Annotated in this window: 21 protein-coding genes; 9 read left to right on the top strand and 12 right to left on the bottom strand. The window is 61.0% G+C overall.

Annotation, left to right across the window (positions count from 1 at the left end):
• Nucleotides 1–15 precede the first annotated feature (15 nt).
• The 3 genes from kdpA to C7378_RS07555 all read right to left on the bottom strand — a co-directional run bounded on the left by kdpA (nucleotide 16) and on the right by C7378_RS07555 (nucleotide 2,676).
• Nucleotides 16–1,734, bottom strand: a complete 1,719-nt coding sequence (kdpA, locus tag C7378_RS07565; protein ID WP_131994206.1) for a potassium-transporting ATPase subunit KdpA — start codon at nucleotides 1,732–1,734, stop codon at nucleotides 16–18.
• Nucleotides 1,734–1,859: a potassium-transporting ATPase subunit F gene (locus tag C7378_RS07560; protein ID WP_207901370.1), complete on the bottom strand. Its 126-nt coding sequence runs from the start codon at nucleotides 1,857–1,859 to the stop codon at nucleotides 1,734–1,736. The genes kdpA and C7378_RS07560 overlap by 1 nt, the downstream gene beginning before the upstream one ends.
• A gap of 124 nt (nucleotides 1,860–1,983) precedes the next feature.
• Nucleotides 1,984–2,676 (bottom strand): response regulator transcription factor, encoded by a 693-nt coding sequence (locus tag C7378_RS07555; RefSeq protein WP_131994203.1) that lies wholly within the window; start codon nucleotides 2,674–2,676, stop codon nucleotides 1,984–1,986.
• A 28-nt stretch (nucleotides 2,677–2,704) separates the two neighbouring features.
• Between C7378_RS07555 and C7378_RS07550 the strand changes: the two genes are divergently transcribed.
• From C7378_RS07550 to dnaE, 3 genes are all read left to right on the top strand, one after another.
• Nucleotides 2,705–4,153: a sensor histidine kinase gene (locus tag C7378_RS07550; protein WP_131994200.1), complete on the top strand. Its 1,449-nt coding sequence runs from the start codon at nucleotides 2,705–2,707 to the stop codon at nucleotides 4,151–4,153.
• A gap of 82 nt (nucleotides 4,154–4,235) precedes the next feature.
• Complete coding sequence (locus tag C7378_RS07545) at nucleotides 4,236–5,024, top strand: sugar phosphate isomerase/epimerase family protein (protein WP_165876702.1); 789 nt, start codon at nucleotides 4,236–4,238, stop codon at nucleotides 5,022–5,024.
• Nucleotides 5,025–5,127: 103 nt separating this feature from the next.
• Nucleotides 5,128–8,646 (top strand): DNA polymerase III subunit alpha, encoded by a 3,519-nt coding sequence (dnaE, locus tag C7378_RS07540; protein ID WP_131994195.1) that lies wholly within the window; start codon nucleotides 5,128–5,130, stop codon nucleotides 8,644–8,646.
• Between the two features lie 19 nt (nucleotides 8,647–8,665).
• Here the strand turns inward: dnaE and C7378_RS07535 are convergent, their stop codons facing one another.
• The 3 genes from C7378_RS07535 to C7378_RS07525 form a co-directional block, all read right to left on the bottom strand.
• Nucleotides 8,666–9,352, bottom strand: a complete 687-nt coding sequence (locus C7378_RS07535; protein ID WP_131994192.1) for a M48 family metalloprotease — start codon at nucleotides 9,350–9,352, stop codon at nucleotides 8,666–8,668.
• A 26-nt stretch (nucleotides 9,353–9,378) separates the two neighbouring features.
• On the bottom strand, nucleotides 9,379–11,454 hold the full coding sequence (locus C7378_RS07530) for a S53 family peptidase (protein ID WP_131994189.1): 2,076 nt from the start codon (nucleotides 11,452–11,454) through the stop codon (nucleotides 9,379–9,381).
• A 63-nt stretch (nucleotides 11,455–11,517) separates the two neighbouring features.
• The gene (locus C7378_RS07525; protein WP_131994186.1) at nucleotides 11,518–12,090 is read right to left on the bottom strand and encodes a hypothetical protein; all 573 of its coding nucleotides are present in this window, start codon (nucleotides 12,088–12,090) and stop codon (nucleotides 11,518–11,520) included.
• Between the two features lie 231 nt (nucleotides 12,091–12,321).
• Between C7378_RS07525 and C7378_RS07520 the strand changes: the two genes are divergently transcribed.
• Both C7378_RS07520 and C7378_RS07515 read left to right on the top strand, forming a co-directional pair.
• Entirely contained in the window at nucleotides 12,322–13,257 is a 936-nt protein-coding gene (locus C7378_RS07520; protein ID WP_207901369.1) for a ferritin-like domain-containing protein, read from the top strand.
• Nucleotides 13,258–13,270: 13 nt separating this feature from the next.
• Nucleotides 13,271–14,203 (top strand): ferritin-like domain-containing protein, encoded by a 933-nt coding sequence (locus C7378_RS07515; RefSeq protein WP_131994180.1) that lies wholly within the window; start codon nucleotides 13,271–13,273, stop codon nucleotides 14,201–14,203.
• Between the two features lie 53 nt (nucleotides 14,204–14,256).
• On the opposite strand, the gene C7378_RS07510 is transcribed toward C7378_RS07515, so the two are convergent.
• The 6 genes from C7378_RS07510 to C7378_RS07485 form a co-directional block, all read right to left on the bottom strand.
• Nucleotides 14,257–15,312 carry a Gfo/Idh/MocA family oxidoreductase gene (locus C7378_RS07510; protein ID WP_131994177.1) on the bottom strand — a complete coding sequence of 352 codons (1,056 nt, stop codon included), beginning with the start codon at nucleotides 15,310–15,312 and terminating at the stop codon, nucleotides 14,257–14,259.
• A gap of 121 nt (nucleotides 15,313–15,433) precedes the next feature.
• Nucleotides 15,434–16,183 (bottom strand): succinate dehydrogenase iron-sulfur subunit, encoded by a 750-nt coding sequence (gene sdhB, locus C7378_RS07505; protein ID WP_131994175.1) that lies wholly within the window; start codon nucleotides 16,181–16,183, stop codon nucleotides 15,434–15,436.
• A 16-nt stretch (nucleotides 16,184–16,199) separates the two neighbouring features.
• Nucleotides 16,200–17,969 carry a succinate dehydrogenase flavoprotein subunit gene (gene sdhA, locus C7378_RS07500; protein WP_131994172.1) on the bottom strand — a complete coding sequence of 590 codons (1,770 nt, stop codon included), beginning with the start codon at nucleotides 17,967–17,969 and terminating at the stop codon, nucleotides 16,200–16,202.
• Nucleotides 17,970–17,988: 19 nt separating this feature from the next.
• Nucleotides 17,989–18,768 (bottom strand): succinate dehydrogenase cytochrome b558 subunit, encoded by a 780-nt coding sequence (locus C7378_RS07495; protein ID WP_131994169.1) that lies wholly within the window; start codon nucleotides 18,766–18,768, stop codon nucleotides 17,989–17,991.
• A 187-nt stretch (nucleotides 18,769–18,955) separates the two neighbouring features.
• Nucleotides 18,956–20,563 (bottom strand): bacillithiol biosynthesis cysteine-adding enzyme BshC, encoded by a 1,608-nt coding sequence (bshC, locus tag C7378_RS07490; protein ID WP_131994166.1) that lies wholly within the window; start codon nucleotides 20,561–20,563, stop codon nucleotides 18,956–18,958.
• Between the two features lie 28 nt (nucleotides 20,564–20,591).
• Entirely contained in the window at nucleotides 20,592–21,434 is an 843-nt protein-coding gene (locus C7378_RS07485; RefSeq protein ID WP_131994163.1) for a Rossmann-like and DUF2520 domain-containing protein, read from the bottom strand.
• A gap of 38 nt (nucleotides 21,435–21,472) precedes the next feature.
• Here C7378_RS07485 and C7378_RS07480 point away from each other — a divergent pair, with 38 nt between their 5' ends.
• The 4 genes from C7378_RS07480 (at nucleotide 21,473) to C7378_RS07465 (ending at nucleotide 24,896) form a co-directional block, all read left to right on the top strand.
• Nucleotides 21,473–22,096 carry an NUDIX hydrolase gene (locus C7378_RS07480; protein WP_131994160.1) on the top strand — a complete coding sequence of 208 codons (624 nt, stop codon included), beginning with the start codon at nucleotides 21,473–21,475 and terminating at the stop codon, nucleotides 22,094–22,096.
• A 132-nt stretch (nucleotides 22,097–22,228) separates the two neighbouring features.
• Entirely contained in the window at nucleotides 22,229–22,447 is a 219-nt protein-coding gene (locus C7378_RS07475) for a cold shock domain-containing protein (RefSeq protein WP_131994157.1), read from the top strand.
• 131 nt (nucleotides 22,448–22,578) lie between these two features.
• Nucleotides 22,579–24,321 carry a DNA polymerase/3'-5' exonuclease PolX gene (polX, locus tag C7378_RS07470; RefSeq protein WP_131994154.1) on the top strand — a complete coding sequence of 581 codons (1,743 nt, stop codon included), beginning with the start codon at nucleotides 22,579–22,581 and terminating at the stop codon, nucleotides 24,319–24,321.
• A gap of 26 nt (nucleotides 24,322–24,347) precedes the next feature.
• Nucleotides 24,348–24,896: a hypothetical protein gene (locus tag C7378_RS07465; RefSeq protein ID WP_131994151.1), complete on the top strand. Its 549-nt coding sequence runs from the start codon at nucleotides 24,348–24,350 to the stop codon at nucleotides 24,894–24,896.
• Nucleotides 24,897–24,931 lie beyond the last annotated feature (35 nt).

Genomic DNA, 24,931 nt, shown 5'->3' with positions numbered 1-24,931 from the left:
ATGTCTCCTTCGCTTCTAGAAGAGGTGGCCTGCGTGGAGCAGGAGATGTTCGAGAACCGGCCCAAGGCTGAGCGCAGGGAAAAAGGTCAGCGCGCCAACGATGAGGATGATGCCGGTCAGCAGCAGCGAAAAGAGCGCCGTGTTCACCGGGAAGGTTCCATGCGAGGGCGGAACACTCTTCTTCTGCGCAAGGTTGCCTGCGAGCGCGAGCACGGGAACCATCATCAGGAAGCGACCGATCAGCATGGCGAAGCCGAGGGAATAGTTGTACCAGTGCGTATTGGCGCTGAGCCCGGCAAAGGCTGAGCCGTTGTTGCCGGCAGCGGAGGTGAAGGCGTAGAGAATCTCGGTGAGCCCGTGGGGACCGCTGTTGTTGAGGCTGCCCAGACCCATCGGCGAAAGCAGCGAGATCGCGGTGAGCACGAGGATGATGAGCGGAAAGATGAGCACGTAGAGCATGGCCATCTTGACGTCGAAGCTCTCTATTTTTTTGCCGAGATACTCCGGCGTTCGTCCGACCATGAGTCCGGCAATGAAGACGGAGAGCACGACGTAGATGAGGATGCCGTAGAGGCCCGAGCCGACGCCGCCGAAGACAATCTCGCCTAGCATGATGTTGACCAGCGTGACCATGCCGCCGAGCGGGGTGAAGGAGTCGTGCATGGAGTTGACGGCGCCGCAGCTCGCATCCGTAGTTGCAGCGGCAAAGAGCGCGGACTGTGAGATGCCGAAGCGAACCTCTTTGCCCTCCATGTTGCCGCCTGACTGGAGTGCGCTGACGTGTTGATCGACGTGGTGGAGCAGCGGGTGCGGCTGCGACTCCGCCCAGTAGATCGTCAGGAAGCCCGCGATGAAGAGCATAGCCATGGAAGCGAAGACAGCACGGCCATGTCCCGGCGAGCCGGTCATCTCTCCCAGCGCGAAGACCAACGCAGCGGGGATGAGGAAGATCGACAGCATCTCAAGAAAGTTCGTCAGGGGTGTCGGATTTTCAAAAGGGTGTGAGCTGTTGGCGTTGAAGAAGCCTCCGCCATTTGTGCCCAGCATCTTGATCGCCTCCTGCGAGGCCACAGGACCTTGTGCGAGGGTTTGCTGGCCGTGGTCGAGCGTGGAGACGGCGGTGTACGGCTTGAGATTCTGGACGACGCCCTGCTCAATGAGCACCGGGGCCAGCAGCAGACAGAGCGGCAGCAGCAGGTAGAGGGTCGTGCGCGTGATGTCGACCCAGAAGTTTCCGATGCTGGCAGACTGCTTGCGGATGATGCCGCGGACGAGCGCAATTGCTACGGCGATGCCTACGGCTGCGCTCAAGAAGTTGTGATACGCGAGTCCAACCATCTGCGTGAAGTAGCTCATGGTGGACTCGGGCGTGTACGCCTGCCAATTGGTGTTCGTCGTGAAGGAGGCGGCCGTGTTCCATGCAAGATCGGCCGCGACGCCGGGCAGATGCTGCGGATTCCACGGGAGAAAATGCTGCGCCCGCTCGACGAGGTAGGTCAACGCAAGCGAGGCGAAGCTGAAGAGGAGCATTGCGCCTGCATATTCGCGCCAGTTCATCTCCTCAGCCTCGATGCCGCTGATGCGGTAGATCAGGCGCTCGATGGGCCGGAGCACGGGATCGAGGAATGTCTTGCCGCCCTCGATGACGTGGGCGATGTAGATGCCGAGCGGACGGCTGAGCAGCAGCAGCGCCGCGAAGAAGACAAGGAACTGAAGCCAGCCATTCGGCGTCATCAGAAGCGCTCCGGAAAGAGAAGGGTGGCCACAAGGTAGCCGAAGACGGCCACGGTGAGAAGCAGGATGAGGATGGTGAGGATGCTCATGCGCCGGTCACCGGAGCCTTTCGCAGGCTTCGACATAGAGCAGCGCTATGACGAAGAAGGCGAGCGTGCCAAGAATTGCGATCAGGTCTGCCATAACGCTTTAGTAGATCGCCTGGGCTCTAAATCAGGCGTAAGCGCGGCATAAGGAAATCGTAAAGATTCAGAGCTCGGGAGCGCCTTCGGGAAGAAAGCGATAGCCCACCCATGGCTCGGTCTGCAGGTATTCCCGTGGGGAGCTGGCGAGCAGCTTCTTTCGCAGCTGTCCTACAAAGACGCGCAGATACTCCGACTGCTGCGCGGAGTCGGCGCCCCAGACAGCGGTGAGCAAAGCGCGGTGGGTAAGCACCTTGCCCGCATTGCGGGCGAAATGAAGCAGCAGGTCAAACTCTTTCGGCGTGAGATGAATCGGCTGGCCTGCGACGGTGACGCTGTGAGCCGCGATGTCGATCAGGAAATCGCCTGTCTGCAGGGGTGCGTTGCTGCTGCGCTCAGGAGCGCGGCGCAGATGAGCGCGCACCCGCGCCATAAGCTCCTGCATGCTGAAAGGCTTGGTGACGTAATCGTCGGCGCCTGCGTCGAGTGCCTCGATCTTGGAGCGTTCATGGTCGCGCACGGAGAGCACCAGGACCGGCGTTGTGCTGCGAGCGCGGATGGCACGGCAGAGATCGACGCCGGTCATGCCGGGCATCATGAGATCGGTGAGGATGAGGTCCGGCGGCCATTCGGCAATGACGCGCAGGGCCTCTTCCGGATCGTTGACGGCGCGCACATCATAGCCCTGCGCGGCGAAGGAGGCGCGCAGCACCCGGGTGATCTGGACTTCATCGTCGACGATAAGAATACGTTCAGCCATACACGGGATACAGTATCATCGCGGCTGGATGAGAACGAATTTCAGCATCGTGTTTCTGCGTTATACAGGCAGCACCGCGCTGGCGTTCCTGATGGTGTGGGTCTTTCGCCGAGCGCTGCATGTGAACCAGACGACGGTCGCTTTGAGCTTTCTCGTGCTGGTAATGGCGGCTGCGTCGCGATGGCGGCTGGTCTACTCCGTCTATCTCTCGCTGCTGTGCACGCTGCTTTATAACTACTATTTCCTGCCGCCGGTCGGACGGCTGACGATCGCCGATCCCGAGAACTGGGTGACGCTGACGGCGTTTCTCGGCTCGGGCATGCTGGTGAGTCACCTGTCAGACAAGGCGCGAAGGCAGGCAGAGGCATCGGAGACACGCCGGCTTGAGGTGGAACAGCTCTATGAGTTCAGCCAGCAGCTTTTGTTGATCGATCTTCCCGGGCTGGCGAGTGCTGCGCCGTCGCTGGTGGCGCGCATCTTCTCGCTGCGAGCAGTCGCTCTCTATGTGGATGCGCAGGACGAAGCCTACTACTCAGATCCTGAAAACGAGCTGCTCCCGGTAGCCGAGCTGCGAAGCATGGCGAAGAACGGCAGCGTGGACGAGATGAATGCTGTGCGCGTTGTTCCCCTGATGCTGGGCATGAGAAGACTGGGGCTGCTGGCGATCGCCGGAAGCGAATGCGCGCCGGAGATGGCGAGCGCCATAGGGGGCCTGGTCGCGATAGCCCTGGAGCGCGCATCGGTCCTGGAGCAGTCGGGCCATCTGAAGGCGGCGCAGGAGAGCGAGCGCCTGCGTGCAGCGCTGATGGATTCGATCACTCACGAGCTGCGCACCCCTTTGACATCGATTCGAGCGGCGGCAACGTCGCTGATCTCGCAGCCTGACCTGCCTGAGGCGGTGCGTGCGGAGATGTACGCGGTGGTGGAGGAGGAGACGCGGCGGCTCGATGGGCTTGTCGGGCAGGCCGTGCGCATGGCCCAGCTGGATACGGAGAATGTCCGTGTCAAGCGGCAGCGGCAGCAGCTGCGACCGCTGATTGACGCAGTGCTGAGCGATGCGGAGGAGCAGCTCCGCGGGCGCGAGGTCAACCTGCAGCTGCAGCCGGAGATACCGGCGGTGAATATCGACGGTGAACTCTTCCGGCAGGTGCTGCGCCACCTGGTGGAGAATGCGGTGAAGTATTCGCCGGTAGGAGCACCGCTGAAGATCAGCGCGACGATCGAGCAGGAGCGGCTGGTGCTTCATGTGCTCGATCACGGACGCGGGATTCGCGACGAGGATCGCCCCTTTATCTTCGACAAGTTTTACCGCGGCGTTCGCGAACGCGAACGAACGCCCGGCACCGGAATGGGGCTCGCGATCATCAGGGCTATCCTCCATGCGCAGGGCGGTGGCATTGACTTCATCAGCCACGAGGGCAGGGGAGCGGATTTCGCCTTCTGGCTGCCACTGGATGACGCCAGATCAAACGATTAAGTATGATGTTGCGGACATGAAAACACGACGTTCCTTTCTCAAATCATCAGCAGCTCTTCTGTCGGTCCTCGGGATGGGAGACATGCGCGCTTTTGCGGCCGGGCATACTCCGATCGGCGTTCAGCTCTACACTGTCCGCAATCTTGCCGAAGGAGATTTGCGCGAGGTGTTGAAGCAGATTCGGGCCATCGGCTACGAAGAGGTTGAGACCTACAGCAGTGTCTACTCCCATCCCGCGGCCCAGCTCCGACAGATGATTCTCGATGCGGGCCTCACCGTGCCGAGCGGGCATTTCGACTACAACGGGATGGCGCAGAACTTCGACTACGCAAAAAAGCTGGGTGTGAAGTGGATCGTCTGCCCGATGCTGCCGCGCCCGCTGGGAAGCTCGCTCGAAGGTTTTCAGCAGGCGGCGAAACAGTTTAATGAATGGGGCAAGCAGGCGCAGCAGATGGGAATGCGCTTTGCATTTCACAACCACGACTATGAGTTCCGCAAATTCAATGGGACGACCGGCTATGACGTGTTGATGAAAGAGACGGACCCTTCGCTGGTGTTCTTTGAACTGGACTGCTACTGGGTTGCGCAGGCCGGTATTGACCCGGTCTCGATGATGAAGAAGCTTGGCCGCCGCGTCCGCATGGTTCACCTCAAGGACCGCAAGCCGGGCTTTCCCCCGTCGAACGACATGAGCAAGGCCTCGGCCCACTTCACAGAAGTGGGGAGTGGCAGCATCGACTGGCACGCCGTAATCCGCGAGGCGCAAAGTCTGGGAATCGAGTACTACTTTGTAGAGCAGGATCAGACGGATACCACGCCGATGGCGAGCATCAAGCAAAGCTACAAGTATCTGCGGACGATTCTTACCTAGGTGGTTCCAGGCAGGACGTCTTTTCCTCAAAGCCGCACAGGCTTGCGCTTTTTCTTCGCCGCGAGCTGTGCGGCTTTGAGCGCAATAGAATAGAGCCATACCCATGGCTGAATTTACCCACCTGCATCTGCATACCGATTACTCTCTGCTCGATGGCGCCTGTGATGTCGACAAACTCGTCTCGCGAGTCTCCGACATTGGACAGAAATCCGTCGCGATCACCGACCATGGCAACATCTATGGCGCAGTGCATTTCTTTGAAGCGGCGAAGAAGAAGGGTGTAAAGCCGATTCTGGGCTGCGAGCTCTACATCTGCAAAGAAGACGACCATCGCGCCCCGGCCACGAAGGATAAATATAACCATCTGCTGGTGCTGGCTGAGAATGAAGAGGGCTATCGAAACCTGGTTCGCATTACATCCGAAGCTTCGCTGCATGGTTTTTATCGCAAGCCGCGCGTGAGCAAGAAATATCTTGCCGAACATGCGAGCGGGCTGGTGGGCTTCTCCGGCTGCTTGGCGGGTGAGGTTTGCGAAAACCTGATGGCAGGGCAGTACGAGAAAGCGCGCGGAGTTGCCGGCCAGTATGAGGAGATCTTCGGCAAGGGCAACTTTTTTCTGGAGATTCAGGACCAGGGCCTTGAGCTGGAAAAGAAGATCCATGCAGACCTCTTCCGGCTGGAACGGGAGCTGAATATTCCCCTGGTGGCGACCAATGACAGCCACTACCTCTGCGAAGACGACCATCACGCGCATGATGTGCTGCTGTGCGTGCAGACGGCTAAATCGATTCACGATCCGAAGCGGTTCAAGTTCGACGGCGATCAGTTTTATGTGAAGACGGCAGCGGAGATGGAGAAGGTCTTCTCGCATGCGCCTGAGGTCGTGAGCCGCACGATGCAGTTTGCGGAGCGCTGCTCGCTCACGCTGAACAAGGTCGACAATCCATTTCCGGAATTCGCGGTGCCGCCGGGGCACACGATTGACAGCTATTTTGAGCAGGTGTGCCGCGAGGGCTTTCGCAAGCGGCTGGACACGGCGGTGCGCCACCTGCAGGGGCGCGGCCTGCTGCGCAGCACGATTGAGGAATACGAGGCGCGACTGGAGCGCGAGATCGCCTGCATCAAGCAGATGAAGTTCTCCGGCTACTTCCTGATCGTGTGGGACTTTATCCGCTACGCGAAGGATCACGATATTCCGGTAGGTCCGGGGCGTGGATCGGCGGCTGGATCGCTGGTCTCCTACGTGATGGAGATTACGAATATCGATCCGCTGCAGAATGCGCTGCTCTTCGAGCGCTTCCTCAATCCAGAGCGTATTTCGATGCCGGATATCGATATCGATTTCTGCATGAACCGTCGCGGCGAAGTGATTGAATACGTCACCCGCAAGTATGGGCGCGAACAGGTGGCGCAGATCATCACGTTCAACACGATGGCCGCCAAGGCGGCGATCAAAGACGTAGGTCGCGCGCTCGATATGCCTTACGGCGATGTGGACCGCATTGCAAAGATGATCCCGGCGACTATCGGCGTGACCATTGAGCAGGCGCTCAAGGATTCACCCCCGCTGCAGGAGGCCTATGACACAAATCCGCAGACGCGCGAGCTGATCGACACGGCGAAGAAGCTTGAAGGGCTGGTGCGCGGCGCCGGTGTTCACGCTGCCGGCGTGGTGATTGCGCCGCGGCCACTGACGGACCTGGTGCCGCTGAGCCGCAGCAAGAACGACGAAATCGTGACCGCCTATGACATGAAGGCGGTTGAAAAGATGGGCCTGCTCAAGATGGATTTTCTTGGGCTGACTACGCTGACGGTTATCGACGACTGTCTTGAACTGATCGAAGGCAACAGCCAGCAGAAACTGGATATGGAGACGATTCCGCTCGATGATTTGAAGACCTACGAACAGGTCTTTCACCGCGCGCTGACCTCCGGAGTCTTCCAGTTTGAATCGGGCGGCATGCGCGATGTGTTGCGCCGCTACAAGCCGACCTGCGTTGAAGATCTGACGGCGCTCAATGCGCTTTATCGCCCGGGGCCGATTCAGGGTGGCATGATTGACGATTTCATTGAGCGCAAGTGGGGCAGGCGCAAGGTGGAATACGAGTTGCCGCCGCTGGAAGGAATTCTGAAGGAGACACTCGGCGTCATCGTATACCAGGAACAGGTAATGCAGATTGCCAACGTGCTCGCCGGCTACTCGCTCGGCGAGGCCGACCTGCTGCGCCGCGCCATGGGAAAGAAGGACCCTGCGGAGATGGCGAAGCAGCGCGACCGGTTTGTAACCGGCGCAGTTGCCAAAGAGTTTCCAAAGGATAAGGTCACTCGCATCTTTGACCTGATGGAGCAGTTTGCCGGATACGGCTTCAACAAATCGCACTCTGCCGCATACGCGCTGCTGGCCTACCAGACGGCTTATCTCAAGACGCATTATCCGGTCGAGTTTATGGCGGCGCTGCTGACGTCAGAAATTTCAAAGCCTGAGAATGTCGTGAAATACATCAAGGAATGCCGCGAGATGGAAATCGCGGTTGAGCCGCCTGACGTACGGCTGAGCGATGCGGACTTTACGCCGAATGGGAGTTCTATCCGCTTCGGTCTGACGGCCATCAAGAACGTGGGGCGCAACGCGATCGATTCCATCCTGTCCGCGCGAAAGGAGCTGGCGGAGCAGGGCAAGAGCTTTTCGAACTACTGGGAGTTCTGCGAGAAGGTCGATCTGCGTTTGATGAACAAGCGGGTGCTGGAATCGCTGGTGAAGGCTGGTGCGCTCGACTCCTTTGGCCGTCGCGCGCAGCTTGTCGCTGCCGCAGACAAGGCGATCGAACGCGCGCAGAAGGCACAGCGCGATGCAGCGGCAGGTCAGCATGGGCTCTTCGGCATCTTCGACGATCATCCGGCGACGGCGAATAAGTCCGACAGCCTGCCGAACATTCCGGACTGGGATGAAAACCAGCGGCTGCAGGCTGAGAAGGAAGTGCTGGGCTTTTTTGTCTCGGGTCATCCGCTCGACAAATATGCGGAGAAGCTGCGCAATCTGCCCGGAGTCTTGGACACGGCCGCTGCCATGGAGATGAAGCCTGCGCCCAGCACGGGCCGCCGCGGACAGCAACCGGAGAATGAGATCGCAATTGCTGGGGTGATCGCTGGCCTGAAGGTGGCGAAATCGAAGCGCTCCGGGGAGTTGTACGCCCAGGGCGCTCTCGAAGATACCGTCGGCAAGATCGACCTCATCTGCTTTCCCAAGGACTACGAGCGGCTGGCTGAGTCCTTGAAGATCGAGGTGCCGGTGCTGGTGCGCGGGCAGCTGCGCGCCGAAGAGGATGCGGCGCCAAAGCTGGCCGTATCGTCGATACAGGCGCTTGAAGACGTCAAGGTGAAGCTGCCGCTCAACGTGCGCATTCGCGTGCCGCTGGAACGGGCGAGCGAGTCCATGTTGACGGAATTGCGAGAGATGATCGTAGGGTCGCCGGGACCTGGGCGGCTGATGCTGAACCTGGAGCAGCGCGGCGAATATTGCGTGGTGCTCGAACCAGCAGATATGAAGATTGCAGCTGATCGCGCCTTTGTTGATCGCGTGGAGGTGCTTCTTGGGCGGGGTGTAGTGCAGGCGCTCGATTAGCGCTGCCTGCTCCAGCACGCTAGAGCGTCTTCAGGTAGGCCTTCGCGAGTTCCAGCTCGGGGAATAGTTTTTCTTCCGCCTGGAATTCGCGAGGGTGCACGCATCGCCGTCCTCCGCGCACCTTGACCGGATGCTTGAGGTGCAGCATCTCGTGGTACATCAGGTACTCGATGGCGAAGCGGGGCGTGTTCTTCCGGTCGAAGACTTTGCTGACCATGATGGTGTTGTGCGCGGCGTCATAGTGGCCAAGCGTACGGCGCGCGGAGTGCTCGCTCCAGGTGAGCTGCGGCTTGCCCAGCAGTCCATAGAAAAAGCGCATGTTCAAAGCGTCGAAGACTTCATCCAGATCGTAGTGAGCGCCCTTGGCGGTCGAGATGCGCTTGCGTCCGCGGGTCTGACGGATGCGCTCCGTCTGCTTCATCACGGATTCGCTTGAGGCGAAGCGGCGGTAGCGGGCCGAGTGCACTGCTTCAATGGGCTTCCGATAGAGCTTCGCCAGCAGAATGTGGGCGATGGCGTGAAGAACATTTTCCGGCGCGCCCTCGAGCAGGTCAGAGAGGTGAACCTTGAGGTGTCCTTCGCGCAGGCGGATCGTGGTGTTGAGTCCGGTGAAGCGATAAAAGCGGATATCGATGGGCGGCATGGGAGCACGCGGACGCAGTGCGCGGTACTCCAGCTGAAAAATTGAAACGAGCTGCGGGTTCACTTAACTGCGAGCGTAGCACAGCGCGGCTAAAAATTCTGCGGATTGCAGTAGCCAGGCAGGTTGCGCTCGTACCAGTTGCAGGGAAGCACGCGCCCGGAGGGAACGGTAACGGTGAGTGTGATCTGGTGCTGCTCGCTGCCGGAGGTAGCGGTGATGGTGAGTGGATAGCTGCCGGGCGGAGTGTTGGGCTCTGTGTAGATGGAAAGGGAAGCGGAGCTGCTGGTTGCGGTGATCTGGTCTGGATGCACGTAGGCGCGGAGGTTTGGCGAGGAGTTGCTCACGGTGAGACTCACGGGCTCCACATCAGTCGGTAGAGCCGCGCGAACCGAAACGGTAGCCGCGCGACCGGGAGCCAGTTGAATCTGCGAAGCGCCAAGCTGCAGGTTGAAGGCCGCCTGGGCTGCCGGCTTGGCCGACAAAGCGGCGATCAAGTGGGCGGTATCAACCGATCCGAGTCCCGTGGCCGGATCGTAGCCCACGCCTGCAGAAAAGCCAGGGACGCCGGGCACACTGTTGTCGCCATCGACAATGTCATGGAAGAGCTGCGCGCCACTGTTCTCCGGGAGTGCCGCAAGCTGATAGAGCATCGGATTGATGGCTCCAAATCGCGTATTGGCGACCTGTGCAGCCAGCGCCACGATTCCAGCAAAGGCCGGCGTCGCGGCCGAGGTGCCGCTGAGGATGCGCAGGGAGCCGTTGAGATAAATCAGGTATCCATCCTGCGCAGCGGCGTTGAGGGCCACATCCGGCACGTCGCGCATGTGGTCAGCGGGAACTCCTGGCCCGCTCTGCCACGGTGGCTTCGAGTAGACAGCGCTGCGACCTCCTCCAGTAGACCAGAGCCCACCCCCAGAGCTGGCGTTCCATGCCGCTTCTGGGATGTAGCCGAGAGAGTCGGCGGTCCCGGTGAACTGGGTGCCGCCAACGCAAAGGTCATAAGGGGTAGAGCAGATGCCGTTCACGGAGCGGCCTTGCTTCGCGATCGTTTCGGAGGGAGTGTCACAGGCGGCGGCTCCACTATCGGCTGCAGCCACGAGTACAGTGATCCCCTGGACAGCGGCCTGTTGCCACAGTGCATTCAGAAAGGCATTGCCAGCAGTGCCGAGGCTGGTCTCGCACAGGCCGTAGCTGAAGCTCACAATGGGGGCGAGGTTGTGGTCAACCGCATACTCCGCGGAGAGATAGGTGCCGTCGGTGGCAGCGGTGGACTGCGTGGCCACGAGCTGGATGGTTGCGTCTCTTGCAATCGCGCCCGCCCATTCGGTATCCAGAGTCGCCTCTTCAAGATCAGCCGCATCGGCTGTACCGGGGTCAGGTCCGTTGACGATGACCTGAGGTGCGCGGGGCGGCAGATCAAACGATGCGCGGAACTGTTCAATGTCCGCAGGATGGATGTTCGAGCGGGAGATGACAGCGATGGACTGGCCATCGCCACTGTAGCCCTCGTTCCACACCTGATTCACGTCATAGATGGCCCTGAAATCTGCCGGGGCAAGCGCGCTGTTTCCTGCGACGAGAGTGGCGGGGGTGGGCCGCGTGTGCAGCGGCCGGGCACGGAGGCCGTTGAGTGAGACAACGCCGGCTACCGCGCCATTCAAGTTCACCGGAACGGTTAGCGCTGTGGTGCTTGCAATGTGCTCTTCCCCATTGAAGACATAGCGGTGCATGCGGGTGGCGAATGCGCGCTCGAGCGCAGCAGCGCTGCCGCTGAAGAGGATAGAGCGGCGGCTTGCAGAGATTTCATTCACCTGCAGCCCCTCGCGCTCCAGCCACGCCGTCACCTCCGCGATCCGTGCCGGTGAAGCGCCGAAGCGCGCACCATATTCGGCGGGCGTAAGCCAGCGGTGATACTCGCTGGACGCCGGGTCCTGCTGCGCGGAGGTGAGCCTGTCCAGGGCCTGCTGCTGTTCAGGCGTAATGCTGAGCAGCATGAGAATTTTTTCAAGCGGAGTTTCTGCTGCAAGCGGCCCGGCGTCGAACGCACGTAGCGCGGACGAGGGAGCGCTGCCGGGCAGCGCCATCCGAATACGGATCGTCTGTGGACTCTGTGCGGTGAGCGCCGTGGAAAGGCAAAGGAACAAAATGATAAGCCAGCGCCGCATACGAGGCGCTTATCGGCATAAACGCCTTGTTCTGTGAGCGCTTTTCAAGTCTTGACGCGCAAGCTAGTCCGGGCCGGTTCCGTTTTTGCCTCGCTGGTCTTTATGCTCTGCGAAATATTTGTCCTGCTCGCCCTGCAGTTTCTTTGCCTGGTCGTTCACGCTTTGAGCTGCTTCGACCGCGGTCCCGCGGTAGAAATCATAGACCGAGTCGTTCGCGGGAGCACTGAGCACAGGAGCCCATTTGGCGCTGGCCGCGACCAGATCTTTGAGGGCCTTGCGCATGTCGGCGTGCTCGGTGTTGTAGGTGTCGAGGTTGTCTGCGAGTTCGTCGGCGAGCCGGGTAAACTCCTGGAATTTATCGCGCAGCTGGGTGCGGCGATTGTTTGCCCTGGTCTTGCCTGTTAAATCTTTGATGGTGGCGATGCGTTCATCGATGAACTTCGTGTAGAGCTTGATTCGTTCATTGGGCTGGTCCCGGGCATCACGCACCTTTTCGATGTCCTTTTCGCTTAGCGGGTCCTGCTGGAACGCGGCCGCGCGAACCACACTGCCCGATACGCAGAGCAGCAGGGCAAGAGTCAGGATTGCTCGAACGGTTGCCGCCATCCGTGCTTTCTCGCTGCGGGGAGATTTCATGCACACCAGCCTACGCCCTCTTCCACTCTGCGCTGCAGAATTCTGAGCTCGGTTATTTGGATGCCGATGGGGCGCGATTTCCTGCTCTGCCCGGCGGTAATCTTTGACCCGGAGTGGCGGTGTCGAAAATAATTTGCGTTTTGTCATCCTCTCTACCAATCCGCCGGCGGGGCGTGAAGCGTTCCCCTCGTGTAATCGGGAATGTTCGAACTCTGAATGGAGATGCCAATCGTGGAAAAAGACAAGCTGAGTGCAATAGTGCAAGGTGGGTTCACGCGCCGCCGATTCCTGGCAGGCGTGGGAACCGGAGCCGGAGTCGCCGCGGTGACTGCCGCAGTCGGCTGCGGCGGGGGCAGCAAGATGACAACGGCTCCCACGCCCCCAACACCCCCGACGAGCGCGGTTACGGATAATGACATCCTTAACTTTGCCCTTAACCTGGAGTACCTTGAAGCCGAGTTCTATCTGCGGGCAGCGACCGGACAGGGTTTGCCATCTTCGCTGGTCGGGACGAATCCCGGGCAGGTGACTGGCGGAGCGCAGGTGCCCTTTCAGACTCCGGCGCTCAGGGCCTATGCCCTTGAAATCGCGAATGACGAGATGGAGCATGTCGCGTTCCTGCGCAAGGCGCTTGGCTCTGCGGCGGTGGATCGCCCGACGATTGATCTGACCAACAGCTTCAGCGCGGCAGCCATGGCGGCCGGCATCACCGGCGGCTTCAACCCCTTTGCGGATGAGAACCAGTTCCTGGTAGGAGCGTTCACCTTTGAAGATGTAGGCGTCACAGCCTACAACGGCGCGGTCACGCTGATCTCTGACAAGACAATCCTGGGAGCGGCAGCGGCTATCCACGCGACCGAGGCCTACCATGCGGCTGAGATTCGCACGATTCTCGTCTACCAGTCTGACCCCACGTATCTGAATCTCGCCAACCAGATCTCCAACCTTCGCGGCAAGGCTTCGGCGGCAGCCTCCGGCAACGTGACCGCTGAGGTTGAGGTGTCGAGCAAGACGATTGTTCCCTGCGACTCCAACTCTCTCGCCTTCCACCGTACAACGGACCAGGTGCTGCACATCGTTTATCTCAACGCGACGGCAGGCGCTGTAAGTAGCGGCGGCTTCTACCCGAAGGGACTCAACGGCACCATAACCGCTTCGGCATCGTAAAGGACAAGGACACATGGAAAATACAGAGACTCTGATCAAGGAACTCGCAGCACGCAGAGAAGAACGCCTGTCCAGCCGCCGCTCGGCGATGATGCTGGGCGGTGCGGCCCTGGCCGGCCTGGCGTTGAGCCGTGTGGCCAACGCGCAAAGCACGACCATCGGCGATCCTGACATTCTCAATTTTGCGCTGAACCTCGAATACCTCGAGGCGCAGTTTTACACGCTGGCAACGGCAGGCGTCACCATCGACAAATATTCAACCCCGGTGAGCGTGACGGGTGGCGGAGGCACGGCAGGATCGGTGACGCTGAAGCCGAACTTCGCACCGGTGCAGTTCTCGACCACCGTGCTGCAGGACTACGCCAACGAGACCGCGATGGAGGAGCGCAACCATGTCTCCTTCCTCTCCACCGCGCTCGGTGCGAGCGCGGTGGCGATGCCGAATATCGACCTCTACAACAGCTTCAACGCTTTAGCGATGGCTGCCGGGCTCGGCTCGTCCTTCGACCCCTTCGCGAACGAAACGAACTTCCTGCTGGGCGCTTTCATCTTCGAGGATGTAGGCGTGACGGCATACAACGGGGCGGCTCCGCTGCTCTCCAGCAAGACGTATCTGCAGGCGGCTGCGGGTATTCTGGCGGTCGAGGCTTACCATGCGGGCAGCATTCGCACGCGTATCTACGCGGCGGGTACGGCGGCGCAGTCGGCTTCACAGAAGATCGCTGCAGCACGTGCTTCGTTGAGCGCGGCTGCGGTCACTCCTGCGCCTTCCATGCCCGACGATATCGGGGTAGGGATGGAGGCAAGCGGTGCGGCGACGATCGTGGACGCCGACTCGAATGCAATCACTTTCAGCCGTTCCACGGCCCAGGTGCTCAGCATTGTGTACGGCGGCAGCAAGCCGGGCGTCTTCTTTCCCGGCGGGTTGAACGGAACCATCAAGTAGATTGCAGACGGGGAAAACAGAGGGCGTCGCGCTATGCGGCGCCCTCTGCCTTTTCAGAGAGCGTTGCTGAAGTCGACCTTGAGGGTGCGGCCTTCCGCGTTGCTCTGCCGCGCCAGTTCAATCAGGCGAGTCGTACGCCAGGCCTGCTCGGGAGTAACCTGGAGCGGCGCTACGCCGAGCAGTGCATCCCGCACGCTCGCGTAGTATCCCCGATAGTCGCCGGGGAGCGTCTCAATCAATTCCGGTTCATGGCCAACCCGGTAGAGCGTGCCGCGCTGCTCCGGCGGTTCGTAGCCGAAGCAGCGCGAATCGAAGGTGGCGCCGGCTTTGAGCGCATCTTCCTGCGTGTCCAGGCCGGACTTGATGAAGGTGCCGTCGGTGCCGTGGAGGGTAAATCGCGGGCCGGGAGCGTAGGCGGTGAGCGTCGAACGCAGCCAGACGGTCAGCCTTGGATAGGCGAGATGGATGTCGAAGGCGTCATCCACGACTGCTCCCTCGCGCTCGATGCGGACGCTGGCCGTGATGGCCTCAGGGTCGCCAAAAAGGGAAATTGCCTGATCGATAAGGTGCGGGCCCAGATCAAAGAGCAAGCCGCCGCCGGGGCCGCCATTCTCGCGCCAGACCTTGAGGCGAGGCTCCTGCCGGAAGCGGTCATAGTGTGCCTCGTAGACGACCAGACGGCCCAGAGCACCGCTCGCCATCACCTGTTTGACGGTCTTGAAGTCGCTGTCCCAGCGGCGGTTCTGGTAAGCGGTGACAATCAGCTGGCGTTCGCGCGCGAGATGGATGAGCCGTGCCGCTTCGTCCGAGGTGAGGGTGAAGGGCTTGTCGATGACAACATTCTTGCCCGCGCGAAGACACTGCTCCGCTACTTCAAAGTGGTTGTGGCTGGGCGTGGCGACGATGGCCAGGTCGATGCTCTGGTCGGCGAGCATCTCTTCGATGGAACGAGTGAGCTTGATGCCGGGATAATGTTCAGCGGCATCGTTGCCGGTTCGCTGCACGACGCAGGCCAGCTCCATGCCGGGAGTCGCGTTGACAACTGCAGTGTGGAAGATGCGGCCGGCCATGCCATAGCCGATTACGGCGACGCGAATAGGAGCACTCATAAGGTGAGGAGATTTTCGCACTGAGCAGCTTGCTTTGTCTCTTTGCGTGGCGAAAACAGGGAAGGAAATCCCCGAACGGGCGAGAGTGAGTGGTCGCCGGTTCGGGGATAGTTGAAGAGTCTTATCGCGTGAAAGCGTCCTTGACAGCCTGCACCATCACATCGCGGCCTACATCGGAGATGGCCTTGGTGAGCGGAAGCTGCTTGGGGCAGGCCTGCACGCAGTTCTGTGCGTAGCCGCACTCCTGGATGCCGCCGTCGCCCATCAAGGCGTGCAGACGCTCCTCTTTAAGCACCTTGCCGGCAGGATGCTCGTTGAAGAGCTGGGCCTGCGCAATCGTGGCCGCACCCACGAAACCGGTGGACTCGTTGAACTGCGGGCACACCTCCATGCAGCAGCAGCAGGAGATGCAGCGCGAGAGAGGATAGCGCTCTTCCTGGACCTGTGGAAAGATGCGCTCGCCGGGGCCAAGGTCGTAGGTTCCGTCGATAGGCACCCATGCCTTGACGGCCTTCAGGTTCTCGAAGAGAACGCTGCGGTCGACGGAGAGGTCGCGAACCAGCGGGAACTTCGACAGCGGTTCCAGCTTGATCGGCTGGTCCAGCTTGTCGACCAGGGCGGTGCAGGCCATGCGTGCCTTGCCGTTGATCAGCATGGCGCATGAACCGCAGATCTCTTCAAGACAGTTGGAGTCGTAGGCGATGGGGGTCGTCTCTTTGCCGTCTGCCGTGTAGGGGTTTGCCGCAATCTCCATCATCGCGGAGATGACATTCATGCCCGGACGATGCGGAAGTTCGAACTTGTCCCAGTGCGGGCTGCTGTCCGGGCTGCTCTGGCGCTTGATTTCAATCTTTACGGTGCGCTCTGCCATTCGATCCATCTCCTTATCAATACTTGCGCGGACGCGGCTTGATGTACTGCGTATCTACCGCTTCGTACTCGAAACGCGGCTCGTCGGCGTCAGGCGCAAAGTAGGCCTTCGTCGTCTTGAGGAAGTTCTCGTCGTCGCGATCCGGGAAGTCTGGCTTGTAGTGCGCGCCACGCGATTCGTTGCGAAGCGCCGCGCCCTGCGCCACCACGCGAGCCAGCTGCAGCATGTTGTAGAGCTGGCGGGTGAAGGCGAAGCTGGTGTTTGCCCACGAGCTCTTGTCGCTCAGGTTAACGTTGCGGTAGCGCTCCAGCAGCTCGACGATCTTCTCGTCCGTCTGCTTGATGGCCTTGTTGTAGCGGATAACGGTGACATTCTTGGTCATCGTCTCGCCCAGCTCGCGCCACAGCTTGAAGGGATTCTCCGTGCCCGCGTTCGAGATGAGGTGCTTGTTCAGCTCTTCCTGACGCTTCTTCTCATCTGCGGCGCCTCCGTCACCCTGCATTGCCGGCAGAGCCTTCGCGTACTCGGTCGCCTTGGGGCCGACCACGAAGCCGCCATAGATGCAGGAGACGAGCGAGTTTGCGCCCAGGCGGTTCGCACCGTGGTAGTTGTACTCGGCTTCACCGGCGGCGAAGATGCCGGGGATATTCGTCATCTGGTTGAAGTCCACCCAGAGGCCGCCCATGGTGTAGTGCATGCCGGGGAAGATCTTCATCGGCACTTCGCGCGGATCGTCGCCCACAAACTTCTCGTAGATTTCGAGGATGCCCTCGAGCTTGCGGTTGAGGGTCTCGCGATCGATGTGCGTGAGGTCAAGGTAGACCATCGGCTGGCCGTCGATGCCGAGGCCGTGCTCATAGACCACCTTGTGAATGGCGCGGGTGGCGACGTCGCGCGGCACGAGGTTGCCGTATTTCGGATACCACTCTTCGAGGAAGTACCAGCGGTCGCCCTCGGGGATGGTCTTTGCCGGCCGCTTGTCGCCAAGCTGTTTCGGCACCCACACCCGGCCGCCCTCGCCGCGCGCTGACTCGGACATCAGCCGCAGCTTGTCTTCGCCGGGAATGGAAGTGGGGTGAACCTGGATGAACTCCCCGTTCGCGTAATAGGCGCCCTGCTGATAAACAGCCGACTGGGCCGAGCCTGTGCAGACGACGGAGTTCGTGCTCTTGCCGAAGATGGCTCCAATGCCGCCGGTCGCGAGGACGATGGCATCTGCGGCAAAGGTGCGGACCTCCATGGTGCGCAGGTCCATGGCGCAGATGCCGCGGCAGACGCGGCTGCTGTCGAGAACCGCTGACAGGAACTCCCAGCCCTCATACTTCGTGACCTTGCCCTCGGACTCATAGCGGCGGACCTGCTCGTCGAGCGCGTAGAGCAGTTGCTGGCCCGTGGTTGCGCCGGCAAAGGCAGTGCGGTGATAGAGGGTTCCACCGAAGCGGCGGAAGTCCAGGAGGCCCTCGGGAGTGCGATTGAAGGGCACGCCCATGCGGTCGAGCAGATCGATGATGCCCGGCGCTGCTTCGCACATGCCCTTGACCGGTGTCTGGTTGGCAAGGAAGTCGCCGCCATAGATGGTGTCGTCAAAGTGCTGCGCAGTGGTGTCGCCTTCGCCCTTGAGATTCTTGGCGGCGTTGATGCCGCCCTGCGCGCAGACGGAGTGAGAGCGCTTGACGGGAACGATCGAGAAGAGATCGACCTTGCCGCCTGCTTCGGCGATCTTGATGACGGCGGCGAGTCCTGCGAGGCCGCCGCCTACGACGATAATTTTCGGAGCTGCTGGCATATTTCTGCTCTTTCTTCCTTTAGTTTGACGCGGGGACCTGGGCTCCGGCAGGCGCCGGAGCCATGCTGCCCTGTTCGATTTGCGCGGGACTTAAATCCGCGGGCGCATTTTTGTACATGGGTCCAACGAAGGCATAGAGACTGGCAAGACCGATGACCGTGAGCAGGACTCCGAGAGCGGCGCAGACAAAGCCGAAGCGGCGACGCGCCTTGTCACCCGGGGTGATGCCCCACTTGGCGGCAAAGAGCCAGACGCCGTAGGAGAAGTGCCAGCAGGTCGCGATCATGGCAATGGCGTAGACAGCCAGCATCCACGGGTGCGACAGCTCCATCTGCACCTTGTGAAAGGCCGCGCCCGGATGCTCAGGCAGGTTGACGCCGGAGAAGCGCTGCCGCCAGACATGCTGCACGATGTAGGCGAAGGCGATCAGTCCCGTCCAGCGCTGCATCATGTACATCCAGTTGCCGGACCACGGGTAGTAGATGACGTTCGACTTGCCGCGCGCCCAGATGTAGACGCCGTAGAGCGCGTGATAGGCGAGCGGGATGAAAATGAAAACCCACTCCAGAACTCGAACAAAAGGCAGCCCGTTGAGGAACTTGACCTGCGCGGCATAGGCGGCAGGGCCTTTGAGTGCTTCGAAGTTGGAAATGAGGTGCTCAATCAAAAAAGCGCCGATGGGGACGATGCCGCTCAGGGAGTGAAGCTTGCGCAGCAGAAAGGAGTTGCCCTGTCCGGCACGGAGTGGTTGTACGCCGCGGTGTGTGGTAGGCGCGACAGGACGTTGGGCTGTTGCCATGTGCGAGATGCTCCTTCAGGCGATCGGAAAATAAGCCGCTGCCAATGGTTCAAGGTGTGGAGATGATCAACACCCATTATTGGTATATGGAAGATCGACCGTCAAGGAAGCAGGGCAGTTGCAGGTCGATATGACGAAAAATGCAGGGATTAGGAGCATCCGGCCTGACGGGAGGTCGGCGCTCGGCCTAGAGGAAAATGGCGCGGTGCCCGGGGCACTCCTGCGCTGCATTCTCTACCAGCACGCCGGCCAGCCCGTCGCCGAACTGCGCGAGAAAGGAGACGGCGCCGATAGCGCGCTCCTGCAGGTGTTCACCGGGGTAGAGACTACGGTAGAGCGCGTCGATGTGGCGCCGGATGCTGGCGTCGCGCTCCAGTTGATGGTTCGCGGCCAGGCGGCGCAGGCGGTTCATCTGGTAGCGCATCTTGGACGCGGCGACGTTGGCCGAGCGGCCCAGGCCTTCATCGAGCGCATGCATCCAGGCCGTCAGCGACTGCAGCTCTTCGTCGAGCGCGTTGCCTGCCGCGGCCAGCTTGCGCTTGCCCTCAACTGGCATGGAGCGCGCGCCGATCCGCTGCGCAAGCTCCGCCGGTGGCGCGGCGAAGAGATCGGGCAGCGAGAGCCCATAGCGCTGCATCACGGCGGCGCTCTGCGCGTCGATCAGGGTTGCGCTCAGGCGCGGGAGCACCGGCGTGATGCGGCCGGAGAGTCGCTCATAGAGCACCGCCGATTGCGCGAAGTAGGCGATCTCAGCCGGGCCGCCGATATAGGCGCTGGTAGGCAGCAGCCAGTCCTGAAAGAGCGGGCGCAGGAGCGCGTTGGGGCTCAGCCGATGGGGTTCAGCGGCGAGGATGGCGAGCAGCTCCGCGGTGGAGTAGGTCTTTTTGCCTGCGGACCAGATGTTGTCGCCGCGCAGCTTCAACGAAAGCCGTTCGCCTGTCTCCTCATCGAGCAGGAAGAGCAAAGAGCCCTGCGGCTTGACCATTACCTGCGCGTCAAAGCCGCGCGAGGCCAGCAGCTGATTGCGTTCGAGCAGCGCGGCGTTCAACTCCACGGCGTGTTCGATGGCGTGCCGCAGCACCGGCTGGCCCAGCGCATGGAAATCGCGGGTGGAGGCGTCGATGACGATCAGTCCCTGGTCGGCAAAGACGGCGCTGATGAACCGGGCAAACGCCTGGCTGAAGGTCGCCTCAGGGGTGTAACAGCGTTCGAGCAGGTCAAGCGCTGGGGATGGCCCGAGCAGCTCCGCTGCCTGGTCGAGAGTGGCGCGTATCTGCGGCCCCAACTGGCGGCCGCCGACTGGCAGTCTGAGCGCGGCATCGGCTGTCTCAAGATGGATGGTCCTCACCTCGTGCTTTGAGGTGAGAGAAAGATGGTCGGCCTCGGCCAGGTCGTGATCTTCGCTGGCGAGCCAGAAGATGGGGACATGCGGATGCCCGGCCGCGGTGGCGTCCGCTGCCTTACGGATAGCGGTCGCTGCCTTGAGCAGCGTGTAGAGCGGGCCGCCGAAGAGCGTCACCTGCTGGCCGGTTACGACCGCGCCCGCGCCCGAGCGCAGCTGTTCGATATTAGACAGGACCTTTTCAGACGCCCCGAAGCTGCGGTTCTGTTCTGCAAGCAGGGTCGCGACGGCCTCACGCTGCGCTGAACTTGTTGTTGCGGCCTGCGACATCCACTGCTGCGACCAGGGCGTTTCGGAGTAAAACGGAGACAGCGGCTCGTGGCTGGCGGCGTAGGCGGTAAATAACTTGTTCTGCCCGGGCACGATTGAACTAGGGAAGCACTCTGTCTGCAAGACTGTTCTCCGCTCCTGTTTTGATGAACTAGTTTCTCATGCGCTTGAGGACGGTCTGCAAGCTGTGCCTGCGCGCTACCGGCAGAGCCTTGGTTGCGTAGAGGCCCAGCGAACGATAAAGCCCATGAAGCATCGGATGCCCGGCAAGGGCCCGAAGATGCAGTTCTATCGTCTCCACATCGCCGCGGGCAAAGGGGCCGCTGAAACTGTTCTCCGGGCCATGGGCAAATACGTTGGCGACGGTAGCCTGGGCGAGCGCCTGCACGAAGGCCGCAGGCTGCGCCACCCCGGCGAGCGCGGCTGTCTCCATGGCGGCGGCGAGGGCACTGACGATCAGTGGCGAGGAGAGTGTTCCGGCAGCATGGTAGAGGGCCTTCCGGCCGGATTCGATGCCGAACGGCTTGCCCCCCAGCCGCCGCACCAGCGTCGCAAGGGGTCGCTGCAGCGAGGGCGTCGCTTCAATGCCGAAGAGTACTCCGCGGAGCGGAACCGGCTGGCGGGTGGGAAAGGTCATGACTGGATGGACGGACCCGACTGCGGCGCCGGCAACTCTCGCCGGTTCAAGCGCTGCAGCTGTCAGCGCGCCGCTTGAATGAATCACAACCTGCCCCTTGAGGCGCCCTCGCTTCGCGGCGATGCGCGCGGCGGTGTCCGCGACTGCGCCATCGGGCACGCACAGCCAGAGGATCGCGGCATCGAGCTTCGCCTCCCGCCACGGGACGAATGGCAACGACTGGTCTTGGGTCAGAGGCTTCCGGGGTTTCTGCCTGACGACGATCTCCCGCAGAGGAAGTTCTGCGCTCACAAGGGCCTGCGCAAGAGAAGCACCCCAGTTGCCGTAGCCGATGATGCAGATGTCTCTGTTCTTCATTGAACCGGATGGTAACGTAAATCGAAGAGAGGACAGGAATGCCAAAGCAGATTGCAGCGCCAGCAAAGAAGACAACACGCAGACGGGGGAAGGCCGAGGTACTCTCCTCGAAGCTCGCCTATAACGGAAAGCTTTTCAAGGTCTTCAAGGATCAGGTGCGCGAGCCCGGCGCGGAGGATGCACATCTGCGCGAAGTGATTCGCCACAACGGCTCGGTCGTGATCCTCGCCGTGGATGCCAAGACGGGCAGCAGGGACCCTCTGATCGTAATGGAGCGTCAATATCGCCACGCCGCCGGGCAGTTTCTGCTGGAGGTGCCGGCGGGCAAGATGGAGGAGGGCGAAAAGCGACTGCCGGCTGCGAAGCGCGAACTCCTTGAGGAGACAGGCTTCCGCGCCAGGAAGTGGACCAAGCTGGTCCGCTACTTTGCCAGCCCCGGTTTTCTGGGGGAGTGGATGCAGGTCTTTCTCGCCGAGGAGTTAACGGCGGGTCAGGCAGCGCCGGAGGCGGACGAGAATCTCGAAATTGTGATGATGCGTCTTTCCGATGTGCTTGAGATGATTCACTCGGGCGAGATCCTCGACGGCAAAACGATTGTGTCGGTGCTGTTTTATGCGCGGATGCTGGACGAGAACAGAAAGCAAAAAAGAAAGACGGTGTGAAAAGCGCTGCGGCACTGATTTGCACCACTGAGCATGGGCAGGGAAACCAAAGTACTGCAGATCGCGTCTTTCTAGACAAGCAGGTTGGTCTTTCTCCAACCGTACTTTGCTTCAGAGAAAGGTTTGCGGCTCGTGGCTCAATATAGCGGTAAGGTGAAGTGGTTCAACAACGCGAAGGGATATGGCTTTATCGGACGCGATGACGGCCCCGACGTTTTCGTGCATTACAGCGCTATTCAGATCGACGGATACAAAAGCCTGAAGGAAGGCGACGAAGTTGAGTTCGACATCATTCAGGGGCAGAAAGGCCCCCAGGCGGACCAGGTGACGCGTCTGCGAGAGATCGCTTAGGTATCCTCGGTTAAGTTCGAAATTTTTATTTTGTGGTCTTCGTCGATGCGCAGGATCGCACCCCTGCTTAGCGATCCATAAACCCAGCTGGCCCACGGTGGCAGCTGGGTTTGTGCTTTATCCTGAGTGCAATGGACAATCGCACCATTGCGCAGCTGCTCTCGGAGACAGCCGACCTGCTGGAGATCAGCTCCGGCGATCCCTTTCGCATCCGCTCCTACCGCCGCGCCGCGGAGGCGGTCGAGTCGAGCACCATCCAGCTCTCCACCATCGCCGACGACCCGAAGAAGCTGCTGGCGATTCCCGGCATCGGCAAGGGGATGGCTGCAAATATCCAGGAGATGGAACGAGCCGGAACGCTGCCGCTGCGCGAAGAGCTGCTGGTAAAGTTTCGCCCGTCGATGCTGGAGCTGCTGAAGCTGCCCGGCATGGGGCCGAAGTCGGTCGCCCTCTTCTGGGACGCGCTCGGCATCGCCTCGGTGGATGAGCTGGCCGCGGCGATCGACCAGGGCCGGCTCAACACGCTGCCGCGCTTCGGGCAGAAGCAGATCGACAAGCTGAAGAAGGGAATCGAGGATTACCGCAGGAACAGCGGCCGCTTCCTGATCGACGAGGCGGAGACGGCGGCCGAAAAAGTAATGGCATATTTGCGGGCTTTTCCCGGCATCGACCGCCTCACCCCGGCCGGCTCCCTGCGGCGGGGGCGTGAGACCGCGGGCGATGTGGACATTCTGGCCACAGGGCCGGCCTGCGCGGAGGACTGCGTAGCCGCAGCGGTGGAGTATACGGCAGCGTATCCGCCCATCAGCGACCTGCTGGCGAAGGGGCAGAACAAGGTCAGCTTCCGGCTGCGCAATGGTCTGCAGGTAGATGTGCGGCTGCTCCCTGAGGCCTCCTATGGTGCGGCGCTCCAGTACTTTACCGGGTCCAAGATGCACAACGTCAGCATCCGGCAGCGCGCCCTGAAGCATGGGTACACCCTCAGCGAATATGCGCTGGCGCGAGTGGATGACGGCTCGACGGTTGCGGCGGCGACCGAGGAGGAAATTTACGCGGCCCTGGGCCTGGATTGGATTCCTCCGGAGCTGCGCGAGAACAATGGCGAGATCGAGGCTGCCGCCGAGCATCGCCTGCCCACGCTGATTGAGCTCAAAGACATTCGCGGCGATGTGCACATGCACACCGATGCCACCGATGGGCGGAATACGATCCGGGAGATGGCCGATGCGGCATTGGCGCGCGGCTACGAATACATAGCGATCACCGACCACTCGAAGAATTTGGCCATGACCAACGGCCTCGACGATGCGCGTGCGCTCGAACACATCCGGCGGATTCGCGAAGTCGATGCCGAGATGGGTGGCCGCCTCCGCGTCTTTCCTGGGATCGAGGTTGATATTCTCGGCGACGGCGCGCTCGATCTTTCAGACGAGGTGCTGGCGCAGATGGATGTGGTGATTGCCAGCGTCCACTCGCTCTTCAATCAGCCGATGGAGCAGATGACCGAGCGCGTGCTGCGCGCCCTGGAGAATCCCCATGTGAGGATTCTCGGACATCCGACGGGAAGGCTGCTGCTGCGGCGGGAGGCCTTCCAGGTCGATATCGCGGCTGTCATGCGGCGCGCGGCGGAACTGGGCGTGGCCATGGAGCATAACGCCTATCCTGACCGTCTCGACCTGTGCGACCGCGATCTGCGCCTGGCGAAAGAGCTTGGCTGCAGGATCGTGATCAATACGGATTCGCATCATACGAGCCACATGGAGAAGATGCGCTACGGCGTCCGGCAGCTGCGCCGGGCGTGGCTCACGAAAAACGATGTTCTGAACACGCGCCCGGCGGAGGGGTTTCTCGCCGCGCTGCGTCCAAAACCTTGAATGCAGGTCCTTGAAAGCAGGTAAGGATGAATTCTGTAACACGCGCTGTGTTGATCGTGCTCGCAGCGGTCGCCGTAATGTCTGCCGTCATCGGCGGCTATGTCTACATCAACCAGAAGCCGCCTGCCGCTGTCGGGCAGATCGAAAGCGTGCAGGTATCGCCTATCCACAGCCAGATGCGGGTCGGCGAGGGCGCGCAGGGAGTGCAGGGCGGTCTTGAAACCTATGACCAGCTCTTCGTTTTCACCAAGGTGAAAATTCACAACCAGGGAAAAATTCCGCTCTTCCTGAGTGATATGGCAGGTACCCTGACGATGCGGAATGGAGAGCAGCAGCGCAGCCTGAATGCCGGCCAGCAGGATTTTGAAAAGGTGTTCGTGGCCTATCCGCAGCTTGCGTCGTTTCGGGCGCAGCCGGTGCCGCGCGATATCACGATCTCCCCGGGGCAGACAGTCGAGGGACTTATGCTCTTTCACTACCCCATCACCCCCGCCGACTGGGATGCCCGTCAGGGATTCGTGGTGAATGTATCGTTCATTCACCAGAAAGACCTGGTCTTAGAGGCGAAGCGCTGACAGTAACAACCTCACCTCGCGCGCTGAACTCAGCC

The organism is Acidipila rosea (assembly GCF_004339725.1).
Lineage (GTDB): Bacteria > Acidobacteriota > Terriglobia > Terriglobales > Acidobacteriaceae > Acidipila > Acidipila rosea.
This window is presented reverse-complemented; position numbering and strand designations above follow the sequence as displayed.